Here is a 15094-nt window from a genome sequence, read left to right on the forward strand (position 1 = left end):
GCGGGACGGGGCCGAACGCGTTAAGGGAACCGGTAGATGACCGACGAGACACAGATGGTAGAGGCGCTGGACGCACGGACGCGCCGGCGTGAGGAACGCCGCGACTTCTTCCGCGCGTTCGGTGCCGCCGCGGCGATCGGCGGCGGCCTCGCGCTGACCTCGTGCGATAGCGGCGATAACTCGCCGACGCCGACGCCCACCGGAACCGCGACCCCCACGCCGACGCCGACCCCTTCCGCATCGGGAACCGCCGGTGCGTCCGACATCGACGTGCTGAACTTCGCGTTGAACCTCGAATATCTCGAAGCGCAATTCTATGCCTTCGCCGCCAATGGCACCGGCCTTGCCGCCAATCTGCTGACCGGCCCGACCGGCACGACGCCGGGTGCCGTGACCGGCGGTCGCAAGGCGACGCTGAACGACCCGGTCATCGCCAATTTCGCCCGTGAAATCGCGCAGGATGAAATCGCCCACGTCGAATTCATCCGCAACGCGCTCGGCAACTCCGCCGTCGCCATGCCCGCGCTCGACATCGGCGCGACCGCGACCAGCGCGTTTTCGAACGCCGCGCGTGCCGCCGGGCTGATCGGGGCCGGCGAGAGCTTCGATCCGTACGCGAGCGACGATAACTTCCTGCTGGCCGCCTATCTGTTCGAGGATGTCGGCGTCACCGCCTATCGCGGTGCGCTGCCGATCATCGCCAACACGCTGATCCGACAGGCCGCTGCCGGCATCCTCGCCGCCGAAGCCTATCACGCGTCGATGATCCGTTCGGCGCTGTATGTCCGCGGGCTGGCCGCACCGTCGCTCATCAACGCGACCGAATCGATCTCTACCGCGCGCGACAGCCTCGACGGCGCGACCGATATCGATCAGGGCATCCGTCCGATCGGCGACCAGTCGAATATCATGCCGTTCGATACCAACGGCCTGCCCTATGGCCGCACCACCGGACAGGTGCTCAACATCGCCTATCTGAACCGCAATGCCGTCGCGACGGGCGGGTTCTTCCCCGCCGGCGTCAACGGCAACATCAAGACCAGCGCGGCGAACTGAGCCTTTCGGGAGCGAGACCAATGACCAACGAATCGATCCTGATGGACCGCCATGCCGGCGACAGCCGCCGTGACTTCCTGCGCGCCGCCGGTGGCGTCTCCGCCGCCGTCGCCGGGGCCGGGCTGCTCGCCGCCTGCGGTGGCAACAACGGCAATCCTGCGCCGACGCCGACGCCCACCCCGACGCCGACCGCATCGGGCACGCCGACACCGGTGCCGAGCCCCGCGACGGATGCCGACATTCTCAATTTCACGCTGAACTTCGCGTATCTGCAGGCGCAATATTACAGCATCGCCACGACCGGTGCCGGCCTCGACGCCAGCCTGCTCGGCGGCAGCGGCACCGCCGGTGCGGCGACCGGCGGGCGGCAGCGCGTTTTCGAAGACGCGACGATCGGCCGCTATGCCCGCGAACTCGCCGCCGATACCCGCGCGCATGTCGCCTTTCTGCGCGGCGTGATCGGGTCGACCGTGATCGCGCAGCCGGCGATCGACCTCGGCGTTACCGCGACCAGCGCGTTTTCGAACCTCGCGCGCACCGCCGCGCTCATCACCACCGCGATGGCGGCGTATGACGTGTATGAAAGCGACGATCGCTTCCTGCTCGGCGCGTTCGTGTTCGAGGATGTGGTCGTCACCGCCTATCGCGGGATCATCGGCTCGCTCGCTGGTGCCGCGTTCCTCGATGCCGCCGCCGGCATGCAGGGTGCCAAATCTTATCATGCCGGCCTGATCCGCTCGGCGCTCTATCGTCGCGGCATCGCCACCCCGGCCTTGATCGACGCGACCGAAGCGGTGTCGACCGCACGTGACGGGTTCGACGGCGCGGCCGATATCGATCAGGGCGTGCGGCCTGCCAACAACGCGTCGAACATCGTGCCGACCGACGGCAGCGGCATCACCTATGCCCGCGCACCGGCCCAGGTGCTGAACGTCGCGTATCAGACGCGTAGCTCGGTCGCGCTCGGCGGGTTCTTCCCCGCGGGCGTCAACGGGCTGCTGAAGACCAGCGCCGCGATTTGACACGTTTCCGGGGAACGCGACCGACCATGGCACCACCACCGTCCGCCGCCGAACCCGCACCGGAACGTCGACCCAGCCTTCCCGGATCGTTCCGCACCGTGCCCGTTCCGGCCGGTGCGGGACAATTCTGGCGAAAGCTCGGGGCCTTTGCCGGCCCCGGCTATATGGTCGCGGTCGGCTATATGGACCCCGGCAACTGGGCGACCGATATCGCCGGCGGATCGGCGTTCGGCTATACGCTGTTGTCGGTCGTCCTGCTGTCGAACATCATGGCGATGGTGCTGCAATCGCTGTCGGCCAAGCTCGGCATCGTCACCGGCCTCGACCTCGCCCAGGCGTGTCGCGAATATTATCCGGCACCGGTCCGCTGGGTATTGTGGGCGCTATGCGAACTCGCGATCATCGCCTGCGATCTGGCGGAGGTGATCGGCACTGCCATCGCGTTGCAACTCCTGTTCGGCATTCCCCTTGTCTGGGGCGTGTGCATCACCGCGGTCGACGTGATGCTGATCCTGTTGTTGCAGCAATATGGTTTTCGCAAGCTGGAGGCGTTCATCGTCGCCCTGCTGATCGTGATCGCCGGCTGCTTTGCGGTCGAACTGGCGCTTGCCCAACCCTCGCTCGCCGCAATCGCCAACGGGTTGATCCCGCGGACGGAAATCGTCACCAACCCGGTGATGCTGTATATCGCGATCGGCATCCTCGGCGCGACGGTGATGCCGCACAACCTGTATCTACACAGCTCGATCGTGCAGACGCGCAGCTTCGATCGATCGGTCGAGGGCAGGCGCGAGGCGGTGAAGCTCGCCACCATCGACAGCTCGATCGCGCTCATGCTGGCGCTGTTCATCAACGGATCGATCCTGATCCTCGCCGCCGCCACCTTCCACACCGCCGGTCGGACCGACGTGGCGGAAATTCAGGACGCGTATCAGTTGCTGACGCCGATGCTCGGTGCCGGTGCCGCCAGCATCCTGTTCGCCGTCGCGTTGCTCGCATCGGGGCAGAATTCGACGATCACCGGGACGCTCGCCGGACAGATCGTGATGGAAGGGTTCCTGAACATCCGGCTGCCGTCATGGCTGCGGCGGATCGTCACCCGGCTGATCGCGATCGTGCCGGCGGTGGTCGTCGCCAGCCTGTATGGCGAGAGCGGCACCGCGGAGCTGCTGATCGCCAGCCAGGTGGTGTTGAGCCTGCAACTGCCCTTCGCCGTCTATCCGCTGGTCCGCTTCACCGGCGATCGCGGGCGGATGGGCCAGTTCGCCAACCGCCCGGTCCTCGCCATCGCGGCGTGGACGATCTGTGCGGCGGTGATCGTGCTCAATTCGGTGCTGTTGTATCAGGTCGTGACCGGGTGATGCGTATCTAGGCCTGATCGCCCGCGCCGCGCACGAACTTGCCCGACACCCGCGCGCGCACCAGACAGGTCGCGTCGCTCTCGACACAAAGCAGCAGCAGCGCATCGTCGCCGACCCGGTACCAATGCTCGTCGCCCTTCCCAGCATTCAGGCCGAGATCGGTCAGCCCGGTCAGCCGATACGCGGTGGCGATGCAGGGCGCTGGCACCCGGGCGGTCGGCTTCCCGCCGGCATAGTCGCACCCGGCCGGCATCGCGAACGCCGCCGCCACGACCGGCTGGCTCGGATAATGGTGGATGTCGAGCACCCCGTTCGCCGCAAGGCCGAACGCCAGCAACAGCAACAGCGCCGCCGCACCGACCTCGAACAGCACCAGACTACGCTTGCGCGCGACTTCGACCATCGATCATTCCTCTCTCTGTCGCGGTCGACGATAGGACAGCCCGGTTAACAACGCGTTGGCCATGGGTGGCGGCCAAACTTTCCTACATCGCCGGCCCGTGCGACGGTGCGACTGTTCTTTGAAAGCGCCGTTCCGATTTCGGGTTCGCGGTGCAACCGGTGTAAACTTCGGCGCGACGCGAACCGTTCTAACCACCTGCCATTGCTGTATTTAAACGCCAACTGCCCAACACGCCGACATCGACATCGTGTCAACTTCGCCAACTTCCGCCACTGGACAGCGATTATCGTTGCGCTATGAAACTGATATGGCGCTCCCTCCCCTGTTCGACACGCTCGCCCTCCCTGTGATCGGTTCGCCGCTCTTCATCATCTCCGGCCCCGATCTGGTCATCGCGCAGTGCAAGGCGGGGATCGTCGGCTCCTTCCCGGCGCTGAACGCCCGTCCGCAGGCGCAACTCGACGAATGGTTGCACCGCATTACCGAGGAATTGGCCGCGCACGACCGCGCCCATCCCGACCGTCCCGCCGCGCCGTTCGCGGTGAACCAGATCGTCCACCGGTCGAACGATCGGCTGGAGGAGGATCTCACCACCTGTGCCAAATGGAAGGTGCCGATCGTCATCACCTCGCTCGGCGCGCGCGAGGATCTCAATACCGCCGTCCATGGCTGGGGCGGAATCACCCTGCACGACGTGATCGACGACCGCTTCGCGCACAAGGCGGTGGAAAAGGGTGCCGACGGGCTGATCCTCGTCTGTACCGGGGCCGGCGGCCATGCCGGTCGACTCAACCCGTTCGCCTTCACGCAGGAGGTGCGGCAATGGTTCGACGGCCCGCTCGCGCTGTCGGGCGCGATCGCCAATGGCGGCGCGGTCCTGGCGGCGCAGGCCGCGGGTGCCGACCTCGCCTATGTCGGCTCGCCCTTCATCGCGACCACCGAAGCCAATGCCGTCCCGGCCTATAAGCAGGCGGTGGTCGACGGTCGCGCGGACGATATCGTCTACAGCAACCTGTTCACCGGCGTGCACGGCAACTATCTGCGGGGCTCGATCGTCGCCGCGGGCTTAGACCCCGACGCCCTTCCCGAAAGCGACCATTCGGCGATGAATTTCGGTTCGGCGGCAAAGGCATGGAAGGATATCTGGGGTGCCGGTCAGGGCATCGGCGCAATCGACGCGGTCGTCCCCGCCGCCGATCGCATCGCCCGGATGGCCGACGAATATCAGGCCGTCCGTGCCCGGCTGCTATAGCCGGGTCGCCAGCCGTTCGAACATCGCGCGCGCCGGGCTCGCCGCCGGCGGAGCGCTCCGCGACCGCTCCATCCGTTCCGCCCGGCGATACAGGTCGACGCTCGCGCGGATCAGCGTCTGCGTGCCCACCGGCATCGTCACCAGCGTGTCTTCGTCCGTCACCGGACCGTCGGGCAGCGTGCGGATTGGATCGTCCCCCATTTCCGCCGCCATCTCGCCCGCGTCGATCGCCTTTTGCGTCAACAGCCACGCGATGACGTGCATCAACCGGGTCGTGATCTTGAGCGACTCGCACGACAGCACGACCCGCGCCATCGGATCGAGCGTCGCCCGCTCGGCCATCCCGACCTGATCGAAATAGGCCCGCGCCTCATCGGCGAGCAGCATCGCTTCGACATACATCGAATCGATCAGTCGGCGATGCACCATCGCACCGTTTTCGGCTACGTCCATGGCAGCAGAATGCCACGCCCGCCCGACCCGCGAAAGAGGCGGCCGGATCGACGGTCTGCGCCGCGCGTCCCCGAATCTGACGATCAGGCGATGATATCGGGGATCAGCTGGTCCTCGATCGCCGCCATTTCGTCGCGGAGGCGCAATTTGCGGCGTTTCAGCCGAGCCATCTGCAACTGGTCGAGGTGAGTCGCGGTCGCCAGCGCCGCAATCGCGTCGTCCAGATCGCGGTGCTCGATCCGCAACAGTCCCAGCCGCTGCTCAAGGTCCGATTCGTCCATCGGCTGCTACTGTCACCCGCCGTCCCGGCGCTGGCAACGGTCCGTCGGCGATTTTCACACGTCGTGTCGAAAATCCCATCGGATATGGCGACATTCGCCCGATCCTGTGTTTTACTCATTCCCCCAACAGCCAAGCAGGAGGATGCAACGATGCAGTCTGCCCACCTCACCGCACTCGAAGCGAAACACGCGACGCTCGATCGACAGATTTCGGCCGAGACCCATCGCCCCGCGCCGGACCAGTCGCTGCTGTCGTCGCTCAAGAAACGCAAGTTGCAGGTGAAGCAGGAGATATCATCGCTGTGACGCACTGCGCGGGGTCGGCCACCGGCCCCGCGCTTCGCATCGGCATCTATTCCTCGCGCGATACCTTTTCCTGCCGTTCGTGACGGCTTTGCGCCTCGACCGTCATCGTCGCGATCGGGCGGGCTTCCAGCCGACCCAGCGCGATCGGCTCGCCGGTCACTTCACAATAGCCATATTCACCGTCATCGATGCGACGCACCGCCGCCTCGATCTTGGAGATCAGCTTGCGCTGCCGGTCACGGGTCCGCAGTTCGATCGACCAGTCGGTCTCGCTCGACGCACGGTCGGTCAGGTCGGCCTCACGCAGCGATTCGTTCTGCAGGTGCGCCAGCGTATCCTGCGATTCGCGAAGGATCGCTTCCTTCCATGCCAGCAGCTTGGCGCGAAAATATGCCTGTTGCCGCGGATTCATGAACGGTTCGTCCGCATGCGGACGATACCCGTCGTCATTTGCCGGCGGCGGTATGTCGAGAGGTCGTGTCGTATCGCTCAAAACCGTGGCCATCCCAATCTCCACCCCGGAGCTTCCCCTGACGAAGTCCGCGGGGTGCCGCCTCTCGTTTGTCCGCGCGCCTATATCGGGCGGAGGGCAGCACCACAAGCGTCCAGGGCCAGCCGCCGAAAGCGCGGCGGTTCAAAAGGGTTAACCGGATCGGTTCGCTTGTGAACCCACGTCCCTTTACGGTACGTTAACCACCCTCGCCGGCTGGCGTGTCGTGCCGTTCCCGAATAAGGCGGGAAAACGAACCCGGCATGGGTTGAGTTTTACGCTTTGTTTCGTCTTGGTGGGGCAGGTTGATCCCGAGCATCGCGGCGACGCGGTGATCGGTGGTACTTACAGGAAGAATGGTGCGGCATGTCGGTAAAGATGGCCCTGGCGAAACTGTGCGCATGTGCCTGCGGCGGTGCCGTCCTTGGCGGCGGTGCCGTGCATGTCGCCGAATCCGCGCAGAATCGTGAGATCACGAAGCGCGCGATCACCAAACGCGCCATCACCAAACGGGCCGCGCCCCGTCCGGCACCGCGACGGGTCGTCACCCGCGTCGTCACCCGGACAAAGACGGTGTGCCCGCCGACCGTGGTAACCGTCGCCAGCCAGGGAGCACCGGTTCCCCTGCCCCCCGCTTTCACCGGTGCGGACATGTCGCCGATGCAGGGCCGCGGGGGCTTTGGCGGCGGACCGGTACTGGTCGGTGGCACCGGCGGTGGCGGGATCGGTGGCGGCTTCTTTGCCGGCGGCTTCTTCGGCGGCGGCGGTTCTGGCGGTGGGTCGAGCGGGATCATCGTATCCTCGACGTCGAGCACCAGTGGCGGTTCGACCTCTACTTCGTCGGGCGGATCGGGCGGATCGTCTTCCTCGACCTCGTCCGGTGCGTCGTCGACCTCTACCGGCGGGTCTTCGACATCGTCGGGGGCATCGTCGACCTCGACATCGTCGGGCGGATCGTCGACCAGCACCGGCGGCGTATCGAGCACCAGCAGCACCTCGTCCGCCTCGGGCGGCAGCAGCGGCAATGTCTCCTCGTCGTCGAGCGGGAATGTGTCGTCGTCGGCGTCGTCCAGCGGCGACGTCTCGTCCTCCACCTCGTCGTCGTCGAGCGGCAACGTCTCGACCAGCACGTCCTCGGCATCGTCGGGGTCAACCAGCACGTCGACCTCATCCTCATCGAACGGCTCGTCAAGCAAGGGCTGGAGCTCGAACGGCGGGTGGAGTTCGAACGGCAGTTCGAACGGCAAGCCGCCTCCGGGAAATCCGGACGGCCCGACGCCGGTCCCCGCCCCGCCGATGCTGCTGCTGTTCGGCGGCGCGGCGGCGGCGCTGGTCCTGCGCAAGCGGTTGGCGCGCAAGACCGCCGTCGCCGAATAACGGACCGCGCGCGGCAACGCGCGGTCCGCAGGTCTATCAGGCGGCCGAAATCAGCTTTTCGATCTGGTCGACCGGATGGCCGGTCAGGTCCTTGTCGAGTTCACCGGTCAGGCGCTCGCTGACGGTCTTGTGATAATGCTTGCGCATCTCGCCCAGCGTCTTGGGCGGGGCGACGACGATCAGCGCCTCGAACTCGTTGGCCAGCGCGCGCTTGCGGAGCAGTTCGGCTGCTTCGGCGGCGAAGCGATCCTCGGCCTGCTGATGATAGTCGGTCTCGCCCATGCTGCCGCCGCCCTGCGCGAAATTGCCGCCACGGATCGACTGCGCCTGTCCGGCGGCGTCGGTCTTTTGATGACGATCGGCGGGGTTGGCCTGCATCGCCTGATCCTCGACCACCAGGTTCGGCGTATTCGCATCGCCTTCGTTGCGGAAAAACAGCATTTTTCGGCCATCCGCGACCAACACACAGGCGTCATGGGGAATCCGCATTCCATCTCTCCTCTGATTGTACCGACCGCCCAACGCACCGGCGGCGGCGGCGGTTGCGGCTTGCATGGCCGACCGGCGCTCGCCATAGCCCGGCCATGCACGATATCCGCCTGATCCGCGACGATCCCGCCGCCTTCGATGCCGCCCTTGCCCGCCGCGGGATGGCACCCCTGTCGGCCGCGATCGTCGATCTCGACGAACGCCGTCGCGCGCTGCTGACCGAAGTGCAGGTCGCGCAGGCGCGCCGCAACGAAGCGTCGAAAGCGATCGGTGCTGCCAAGGCAAGTCGCGACGAAGCGACCGCCACAGCGCTGATGGCCGAAGTCGCGACTCTCAAGGATCGGATGCCCGCGATCGAGGCGGAGGAAGCGATGCTCGGCGAGGAACTGACGGCCCGTCTCGCCGCGATCCCCAATCTGCCGCTCGCCGACGTCCCGGAGGGCGCGGGGGAGGACGAGAATGTCGTCGAAAAGACGGTCGGCGATCCCACCGCCTTCGCCTTCCCGCCCGCCGAGCATGACGCGATCGGGCCGGCGATCGGCCTCGATTTCGAAACCGGGGCCAAGCTGTCGGGCGCGCGCTTCACGCTGGTGCGCGGAGCCGCCGCCAAACTGCATCGTGCGCTCGGCCAGTTCATGCTCGATACGCTGACCGGCATCCATGGCTATGAAGAGGTCGTGCCGCCGGTGCTGGTGCGCGGCGAGGCGCTGTACGGCACCGGGCAATTGCCGAAATTCGCCGAGGACCTGTTCCGCACGACCGGCGATCACTGGCTGATCCCGACCGCCGAGGTATCGCTGACCAATATCGTCGCCGGGCAGATCCTGCCCGAGCGTGAGTTGCCGCTGCGCTTCACCGCGCTCACCATGTGTTTCCGGTCGGAAGCAGGGGCCGCCGGGCGCGACACCCGCGGCTTCATCCGCCAGCATCAGTTCGAAAAGGCGGAGATGGTATCGATCACCACCCCCGACCAGTCGGACGCCGAGCATGAGCGGATGACGCAGGCGGCGGAGGACATCCTCAACCGCCTCGTGCTGCCGTTCCGGCGGATGAAGCTGTGTACCGGCGACATGGGCTTTGCGGCGGCGCGGACCTATGATCTCGAAGTATGGCTGCCGGGCCAGAACCGGTACCGCGAGATTTCGAGCTGTTCGACCTGCACCGATTTTCAGGCGCGCCGCATGAACGCCCGCTATCGCCCGGAAGGGGCGAAGGCGACGCGCTTCGTCCATAGCCTCAACGGGTCCGGCCTTGCGGTCGGGCGCACGCTGGTGGCAGTGCTGGAGAATTATCAGCAGGCCGACGGCTCGGTCGTCGTGCCCGACGTGCTGCGCCGCTATGTCGGGCAGGACGTCCTGACCCCGGCGGGTTAGGCAACGAACGGGGGCGGTGATGCGGTTCGCGACACGGGGTGCAATAGCGGCGGCGCTGATGATTGGCGCGAGTGGCTGTATCCCGTCCAATCCGGGCCGCATCGCGTCGCGGCCGACCGTCGAACCGGTGCCGACCGCCGCCCCCGGCACCCCGCCCGCCACCGAACCGCAGGGCAGCGGCGTCACGGCCCTGCCGTCGCCGCCGCCTGCATGGGAAGCGAAGCGGGTCATACCCGACGCGCGTAACGTCGCGCCCGGCAGCTATGTGGTCCGCCCCGGCGATACGCTGCGCGGCATCGCCAACCTGACCGGTGCCGGGACCGAGGCGATCGCGCGCGCCAACAACCTGCCGCCCCCGTTCATGATCCGTGCGGGCCAGCGCCTGACCATTCCCGGCGGCCGCTACCACATGGTCGGCAAGGGCGAGAGCGGCATCGCCATCGCCCGCGCGTACGGCGTCGACTGGTCGCGGATCGCCATTACCAATGCCCTGACCGAACCATTCATCCTCCGGGCCGGACAGCGCATTCTGATCCCGGTCGATGCCGTGCCGCGGTCGGCCGCCGAGCGCGCCGCCGCGTTCCAGCTCGACATCGACGATATTCTGACCGGCGGCGAACCGGCGATCGAACCGGACGCACGCCCTGCCCCCGCCGTCACCTCGCCCCGCCGGGTCCTGCCGTCGACCGCTGCCGTCGCCCCGCCCAGCGCCGATCCGGGCACGCTGATCTGGCCGGTCGATGGCCGGGTGTTCAAACGCTTCGGCGCAGGCGACAGCGGAGAGCGCAACAACGGCATCAAGATCGCGGTCCCGATCGACACGCCGATCGGCGCTGCCGCCGCCGGGACCGTCGCCTATGTCGGCACCGGCGTACCGGGGCTTGGCGGGGTGGTCATCATCCGCCACGGCAGCGGCCTCACCACGGTATACGGCCATGCCAGCCAGTTGCTGGTACAGCGTGGGCAGGCGGTGAAGAAAGGGCAGAAGATCGCCTTGTCGGGCGACACCGGCTATGCCGAACGCCCGGCGGTCCATTTCGAGGTGCGGTCGGGCCGCACCCCGGTCGATCCGCTGTCGCGACTGCCGCGCCGGTGAAACCGCCGTCCCGCCGCGCCGTCCTGCGGCAATCGTCGCCGCTGCCGGTCTGGGCGTCGATCCTGTGGCGGGTGGTCGCGGTCCTGACGCTGGTCGGCATCGCGGTGGCGGTGCACTGGTTCGATCGCGAGGGTCTGCGCGACAATTACGATAGGCAGGTCAGCTTCGCCGACGTGATCTATTTCACGATGATCTCGATCACGACCACCGGCTATGGCGATATCGCCCCGGTGACCGAACGTGCGCGCCTGTTCGATGCGTTGATCGTCACGCCGATCCGGGTATTCGTCGTGCTGCTGTTCATCGGCACGACCTATCAATTCGTCCTTCGGCGCAATTGGGAGCGTTGGCGCATGGCGCTGTTGCAAGACAAACTGACCGGTCACATCGTCGTCGCCGGCTTCGGCAAGACCGGGTCGGAGGCGGTCGACGAACTGGTCGCGCGGGGCGAGGACCCGCGCCGGATCGTTGTGATCGATCCGGTCCAGGCGCATCTCGACACCGCGCAGAAACTCGGCTGCATCGTCCTGCTAGCCGATGCCACTCGCGACGCGACGCTGAACGATGTCTGCATCGCCCGCGCACGGGCGCTGATCGTCGCCACCGGTCGCGACGACACGTCGGTGCTGGTGACGTTGACCGCCCGCCATCTCGCTCCCGATCTGACGATCAGCGTCATCGTGAAGGCGGAGGACAACGAGTTTCCCGCCCGTGCCGCCGGGGCGACGACGGTCATCAATCCGGTCAGCTTCGCCGGTCTGCTGCTCGCCGGATCGTGTCGCGGGCCGCATATCGCCGACTACATGCTCGATCTGGCGTCGATCGACGGCGCGGTCGCGCTGTCCGAACGCCCGGTCGCCGCGCACGAGGTGGGCCAGCCGCTCTCGGCGATCACCACCGGCCTCGGCCTGCGCATCTATCGGCAGGGTGGCAAGATTACCTTCGACAGCCCCGAAGCCCGCAACCTGCAACCCGGCGACATGATCGTCGAAGTGGTCACCCGGTAACGCCGGATGCCGCGCGGTTCCGGCCGATCGGTTTCCGCGGCTTCACGACCTTCGCCGGACGCGGCGAACCGCACCGCAGCACCGCCCCTATCATTTTTTGCCGAAATCGCTATGTGACCGGGCAATCATGGCAACTCGTCTTCCTTCGCCTCCCCGTGTCGGGATGGTTTCCCTCGGCTGTCCCAAGAACCTTGTCGACAGCGAACGCATCCTGACCAAATTGCGCAGCGACGGCTATCAGATGTCGTCCGACTATGCCGGGGCCGATGTCGTGCTGGTCAACACCTGCGGTTTCCTCGACTCCGCCAAGGAAGAGTCGCTCGAAGCGATCGGCGAGGCGATCGCCGAAAACGGCCGCGTCATCGTCACCGGTTGCATGGGGCAGGAAGCGGAGACGATCCGCGCCCGCTTCCCGCAGGTGCTGGCCGTCACCGGCGCGCATCAATATGAACAGGTGGTCGAGGCGGTGCACGAAGCCGCGCCGCCGATCCCGTCGCCGTTCGTCGATCTCGTTCCCGAAAGCGGCCTCAAACTGACGCCGCGCCATTACAGCTATCTGAAGATTTCGGAGGGCTGCAACCACCGCTGCTCGTTCTGCATCATCCCGTCGATCCGCGGCGATCTGGTCAGCCGCCGCCCCGATGCGATCCTGCGCGAGGCGGAAAAGCTGGTCGCGGCAGGGACGAAGGAACTGCTGGTCATCAGCCAGGATACGTCGGCCTATGGCATCGATATCCGCCGCGAACCGCGCGCGTGGAAGGGGCGCGAGGTCGTGCCGCACATGACCGATCTGGCCCGCGAGTTGGGACAGATCGCGCCATGGGTGCGGCTCCACTATGTCTATCCCTATCCGCATGTCGACGCGGTCGTGCCGCTGATGGCCGAGGGGCTGGTGCTGCCGTATCTCGATATTCCGTTCCAGCACGCCTCGCCCAATGTTCTGAAGGCGATGAAGCGTCCGGCGAACGATGCCAAGGTGCTCGAACGCCTGCGCGGCTGGCGTGAGGTCTGCCCCGACATCGCGATCCGTTCCTCGTTCGTCGTCGGTTTCCCCGGCGAGACCGAAGCCGATTTCCAGTATCTGCTCGACTGGCTGGACGAAGCGCAGCTCGACCGGGTCGGCGCGTTCCGCTTCGAACCCGTCGAGGGGGCCGCCGCCAACGCGCTGCCCGATCCGGTGCCGGAGACGGTGAAAGAAGAACGCTACGCGCGGATCATGGAAAAGACCGCCGCGATCTCGGCTGCCAAGCTGGCCGCAAAGATCGGGCGCACGATCGACGTCATCATCGACGAGGTCGGCGAGGAAGGCGGCGCGACCGGCCGCAGCACCGCCGACGCGCCGGGCATCGACGGCGAGGTATTCCTGCGCGACGCCGGCCATCTGGCACAGGGCGATATCGTCAAGGTCGAAGTCGAGGACGCCGACGAACACGACCTGTACGGTGTGCCGGTAGCCTGAAATCCTCCCCGGCACGGGGAGGATTGCGCTTTGAGCCCCCCGCCCCCTACATCTCGGCCATGACTCCGACGATCACCGCCGACCGCGGGCAGGATGCCCGTACCATCCACCTGATCCCGCTCGCCGCGTTCGATGCGTGGCTTGGCCAGCAACCCCCGCGCATTCGCGCCGCCGCGACGGCGCAGCGGCTGGTCGCCAAGGCCGGCAAGACCGCGACGCTGCCCGGCGAACGCCCCGATGAATGGTCGGTCGCCACCGTCGTCGCCGACCCGGCGAACCTGTCGTCATGGGAGCTGGCGCATTTGCCCGCGCAGCTTCCTGCCGGCAGCTATCGCCTCGCCAGCGGTGCCCCCGGCGCTGCGAAGCTCGGCTGGGCGACCGCGCAATATCGCTTCACCCGCTATCGCAAGGGCGATGACGACGCCCCCCGCGTCCTGCTTTCCAACGAACCAGCCCGGATCGACGAAGCGCTGCGACAGGCGGCCGCTACCGCGCGGGTCCGCGATCTGGTCAACACCGCCGCCGCCGACCTCGGCCCTGCCGAACTCGCCATTGCCGTCCGTACCATCGGCGACGCGCATGGCGCGACCGTTACCGTCACCACCGGCCGCGATCTGGAGACCGGCTATCCGATGATACATGCGGTCGGAAAGGCCGCCGGCAAGGGGCGCGAACCGCGGTTGATCGAACTGGTCTGGGGCAACCCGGCGCATCCTCGCGTCGCACTGGTGGGCAAGGGCGTATGCTTCGACAGTGGCGGGCTCGATATCAAGCCGTCTTCGGGCATGCGTCTGATGAAGAAGGATATGGGCGGCGCGGCGCACGCGCTGGCACTCGCCGGGCTGGTGATGGAAACGCATCTGCCGGTCCGGCTCCATCTGCTGATCCCGGCGGTCGAGAACAGCGTATCGGCCGACAGCTTCCGTCCCGGCGACGTGCTGACGACGCGCAAGGGGCTGACGGTCGAGAACACCAATACCGATGCCGAAGGGCGGCTTGTGCTGGGCGATGCGCTGACTCGGGCGTGCGAGGATCACCCCGACCTGCTGATCGACTTCGCGACCCTGACCGGGGCCGCCCGCGTGGCGCTCGGCCCCGATCTGCCGGCGACCTTCGCCAATGACGATACGCTCGCCGCCGACCTGCTCGCGGCAGGCACGGCGGAAGAGGACCCGTTGTGGCGGATGCCGCTATGGGATGGCTATGACGACCTGCTGAAGTCCGACATCGCCGACATAGTCAACGCTCCCGATGGCGGCATGGCCGGCGCGGTCACCGCCGCGCTGTTCCTGCGGCGGTTCGTGACGCCGGGCACCGCATGGGCGCATCTCGACACCTTCGCCTGGCGCACCGCCGCCAAACCCGGCCGCGCCAAAGGTGGCGAAGCCTATGGCCTGCGCGCGACGTGGCGGCTGCTGAAGGATCGGTACGCCAAACCCTGAATCCTCCCCGGCACGGGGAGGGGGACCAGCCACAGGCTGGTGGAGGGGGATCTCCAAGGGCGATCCGTTCGTGGAAGCTTCCCTCCCCCACCGCTTCGCGGCGGTCCCCCTCCCCGTGCCGGGGGACTGTTTACACGAGGCGCGTTTTGGATTCTTCTGTGTTCCTTTGATGTGGGATGGGGAGGACAGGATGCGTTGTCCAGCGTGCGAGGGGACCGACCTGATCA

General features: G+C 66.8%; 16 protein-coding genes. 10 read left to right on the forward strand and 6 right to left on the reverse strand.

Going from position 1 to position 15094, the window contains the following annotated elements; translation table 11 throughout:
* The first annotated feature begins 36 nt into the window (after positions 1–36).
* From ASE70_RS04725 to ASE70_RS04735, 3 genes are read left to right on the forward strand one after another with little or no spacing between them, the layout of a single operon-like run.
* Complete coding sequence (locus ASE70_RS04725; protein WP_056501916.1) at positions 37–1056, forward strand: ferritin-like domain-containing protein; 1020 nt, start codon at positions 37–39, stop codon at positions 1054–1056.
* 20 nt (positions 1057–1076) lie between these two features.
* Positions 1077–2078 (forward strand): ferritin-like domain-containing protein, encoded by a 1002-nt coding sequence (locus tag ASE70_RS04730; RefSeq protein WP_056501917.1) that lies wholly within the window; start codon positions 1077–1079, stop codon positions 2076–2078.
* Positions 2079–2104: 26 nt separating this feature from the next.
* Positions 2105–3439, forward strand: a complete 1335-nt coding sequence (locus tag ASE70_RS04735; protein ID WP_056501918.1) for an Nramp family divalent metal transporter — start codon at positions 2105–2107, stop codon at positions 3437–3439.
* Positions 3440–3446: 7 nt separating this feature from the next.
* Here the strand turns inward: ASE70_RS04735 and ASE70_RS04740 are convergent, their stop codons facing one another.
* A complete protein-coding gene (locus ASE70_RS04740; protein ID WP_056501920.1) occupies positions 3447–3842 on the reverse strand; it encodes a hypothetical protein in 396 nt (131 codons plus the stop codon).
* A 307-nt stretch (positions 3843–4149) separates the two neighbouring features.
* Between ASE70_RS04740 and ASE70_RS04745 the strand changes: the two genes are divergently transcribed.
* Positions 4150–5094, forward strand: a complete 945-nt coding sequence (locus ASE70_RS04745) for an NAD(P)H-dependent flavin oxidoreductase (RefSeq protein WP_056501923.1) — start codon at positions 4150–4152, stop codon at positions 5092–5094.
* On the opposite strand, the gene ASE70_RS04750 is transcribed toward ASE70_RS04745, so the two are convergent.
* Together ASE70_RS04750 and ASE70_RS04755 are read right to left on the reverse strand one after the other, a co-directional pair.
* Positions 5089–5547: a DUF1465 family protein gene (locus ASE70_RS04750; protein ID WP_056501926.1), complete on the reverse strand. Its 459-nt coding sequence runs from the start codon at positions 5545–5547 to the stop codon at positions 5089–5091. The two genes, ASE70_RS04745 and ASE70_RS04750, sit on opposite strands and share 6 nt — an antisense overlap.
* A gap of 83 nt (positions 5548–5630) precedes the next feature.
* A complete protein-coding gene (locus ASE70_RS04755) occupies positions 5631–5828 on the reverse strand; it encodes a YdcH family protein (protein ID WP_056396517.1) in 198 nt (65 codons plus the stop codon).
* Positions 5829–5978: 150 nt separating this feature from the next.
* On the opposite strand from ASE70_RS04755, the gene ASE70_RS19075 reads away from it, so the two are divergent.
* Entirely contained in the window at positions 5979–6134 is a 156-nt protein-coding gene (locus ASE70_RS19075) for a YdcH family protein (protein ID WP_082438805.1), read from the forward strand.
* A gap of 46 nt (positions 6135–6180) precedes the next feature.
* On the opposite strand, the gene dksA is transcribed toward ASE70_RS19075, so the two are convergent.
* From dksA to ASE70_RS04770, 3 genes are all read right to left on the reverse strand, one after another.
* On the reverse strand, positions 6181–6639 hold the full coding sequence (gene dksA / locus ASE70_RS04760) for an RNA polymerase-binding protein DksA (RefSeq protein WP_055994371.1): 459 nt from the start codon (positions 6637–6639) through the stop codon (positions 6181–6183).
* 260 nt (positions 6640–6899) lie between these two features.
* The gene (locus ASE70_RS20310; protein WP_235519610.1) at positions 6900–8018 is read right to left on the reverse strand and encodes a hypothetical protein; all 1119 of its coding nucleotides are present in this window, start codon (positions 8016–8018) and stop codon (positions 6900–6902) included.
* Positions 8019–8037: 19 nt separating this feature from the next.
* A complete protein-coding gene (locus ASE70_RS04770) occupies positions 8038–8490 on the reverse strand; it encodes a host attachment family protein (RefSeq protein ID WP_055994377.1) in 453 nt (150 codons plus the stop codon).
* Positions 8491–8585: 95 nt separating this feature from the next.
* Between ASE70_RS04770 and serS the strand changes: the two genes are divergently transcribed.
* From serS to ASE70_RS04795, 5 genes are all read left to right on the forward strand, one after another.
* Positions 8586–9863, forward strand: coding sequence for a serine--tRNA ligase (gene serS / locus ASE70_RS04775; RefSeq protein ID WP_056501929.1), 1278 nt, complete (start codon positions 8586–8588; stop codon positions 9861–9863).
* 19 nt (positions 9864–9882) lie between these two features.
* Entirely contained in the window at positions 9883–10959 is a 1077-nt protein-coding gene (locus ASE70_RS04780) for a M23 family metallopeptidase (protein WP_082450658.1), read from the forward strand.
* Positions 10956–11966, forward strand: a complete 1011-nt coding sequence (locus ASE70_RS04785; RefSeq protein WP_056501931.1) for a potassium channel family protein — start codon at positions 10956–10958, stop codon at positions 11964–11966. The genes ASE70_RS04780 and ASE70_RS04785 overlap by 4 nt, the downstream gene beginning before the upstream one ends.
* A gap of 127 nt (positions 11967–12093) precedes the next feature.
* Positions 12094–13425 (forward strand): 30S ribosomal protein S12 methylthiotransferase RimO, encoded by a 1332-nt coding sequence (rimO, locus tag ASE70_RS04790; protein WP_056501935.1) that lies wholly within the window; start codon positions 12094–12096, stop codon positions 13423–13425.
* A 50-nt stretch (positions 13426–13475) separates the two neighbouring features.
* Entirely contained in the window at positions 13476–14867 is a 1392-nt protein-coding gene (locus tag ASE70_RS04795) for a leucyl aminopeptidase family protein (protein ID WP_056501964.1), read from the forward strand.
* Positions 14868–15094: the final 227 nt, after the last annotated feature.

Source organism: Sphingomonas sp. Leaf22, assembly GCF_001421715.1.
Taxonomy (GTDB): domain Bacteria; phylum Pseudomonadota; class Alphaproteobacteria; order Sphingomonadales; family Sphingomonadaceae; genus Sphingomonas.

What these genes read in the sequence shown, in the direction of transcription:
- ASE70_RS04725 (WP_056501916.1), top strand. Translation starts at nt 37, where the DNA reads ATGACCGACGAGACACAGATGGTAGAGGCGCTGGACGCACGGACGCGC.
- ASE70_RS04730 (WP_056501917.1), top strand. Translation starts at nt 1,077, where the DNA reads ATGACCAACGAATCGATCCTGATGGACCGCCATGCCGGCGACAGCCGC.
- ASE70_RS04735 (WP_056501918.1), top strand. Translation starts at nt 2,105, where the DNA reads ATGGCACCACCACCGTCCGCCGCCGAACCCGCACCGGAACGTCGACCC.
- ASE70_RS04740 (WP_056501920.1), bottom strand. Translation starts at nt 3,842, where the DNA reads ATGGTCGAAGTCGCGCGCAAGCGTAGTCTGGTGCTGTTCGAGGTCGGT.
- ASE70_RS04745 (WP_056501923.1), top strand. Translation starts at nt 4,150, where the DNA reads ATGGCGCTCCCTCCCCTGTTCGACACGCTCGCCCTCCCTGTGATCGGT.
- ASE70_RS04750 (WP_056501926.1), bottom strand. Translation starts at nt 5,547, where the DNA reads ATGGACGTAGCCGAAAACGGTGCGATGGTGCATCGCCGACTGATCGAT.
- ASE70_RS04755 (WP_056396517.1), bottom strand. Translation starts at nt 5,828, where the DNA reads ATGGACGAATCGGACCTTGAGCAGCGGCTGGGACTGTTGCGGATCGAG.
- ASE70_RS19075 (WP_082438805.1), top strand. Translation starts at nt 5,979, where the DNA reads ATGCAGTCTGCCCACCTCACCGCACTCGAAGCGAAACACGCGACGCTC.
- dksA (WP_055994371.1), bottom strand. Translation starts at nt 6,639, where the DNA reads ATGGCCACGGTTTTGAGCGATACGACACGACCTCTCGACATACCGCCG.
- ASE70_RS04770 (WP_055994377.1), bottom strand. Translation starts at nt 8,490, where the DNA reads ATGCGGATTCCCCATGACGCCTGTGTGTTGGTCGCGGATGGCCGAAAA.
- serS (WP_056501929.1), top strand. Translation starts at nt 8,586, where the DNA reads ATGCACGATATCCGCCTGATCCGCGACGATCCCGCCGCCTTCGATGCC.
- ASE70_RS04780 (WP_082450658.1), top strand. Translation starts at nt 9,883, where the DNA reads ATGCGGTTCGCGACACGGGGTGCAATAGCGGCGGCGCTGATGATTGGC.
- rimO (WP_056501935.1), top strand. Translation starts at nt 12,094, where the DNA reads ATGGCAACTCGTCTTCCTTCGCCTCCCCGTGTCGGGATGGTTTCCCTC.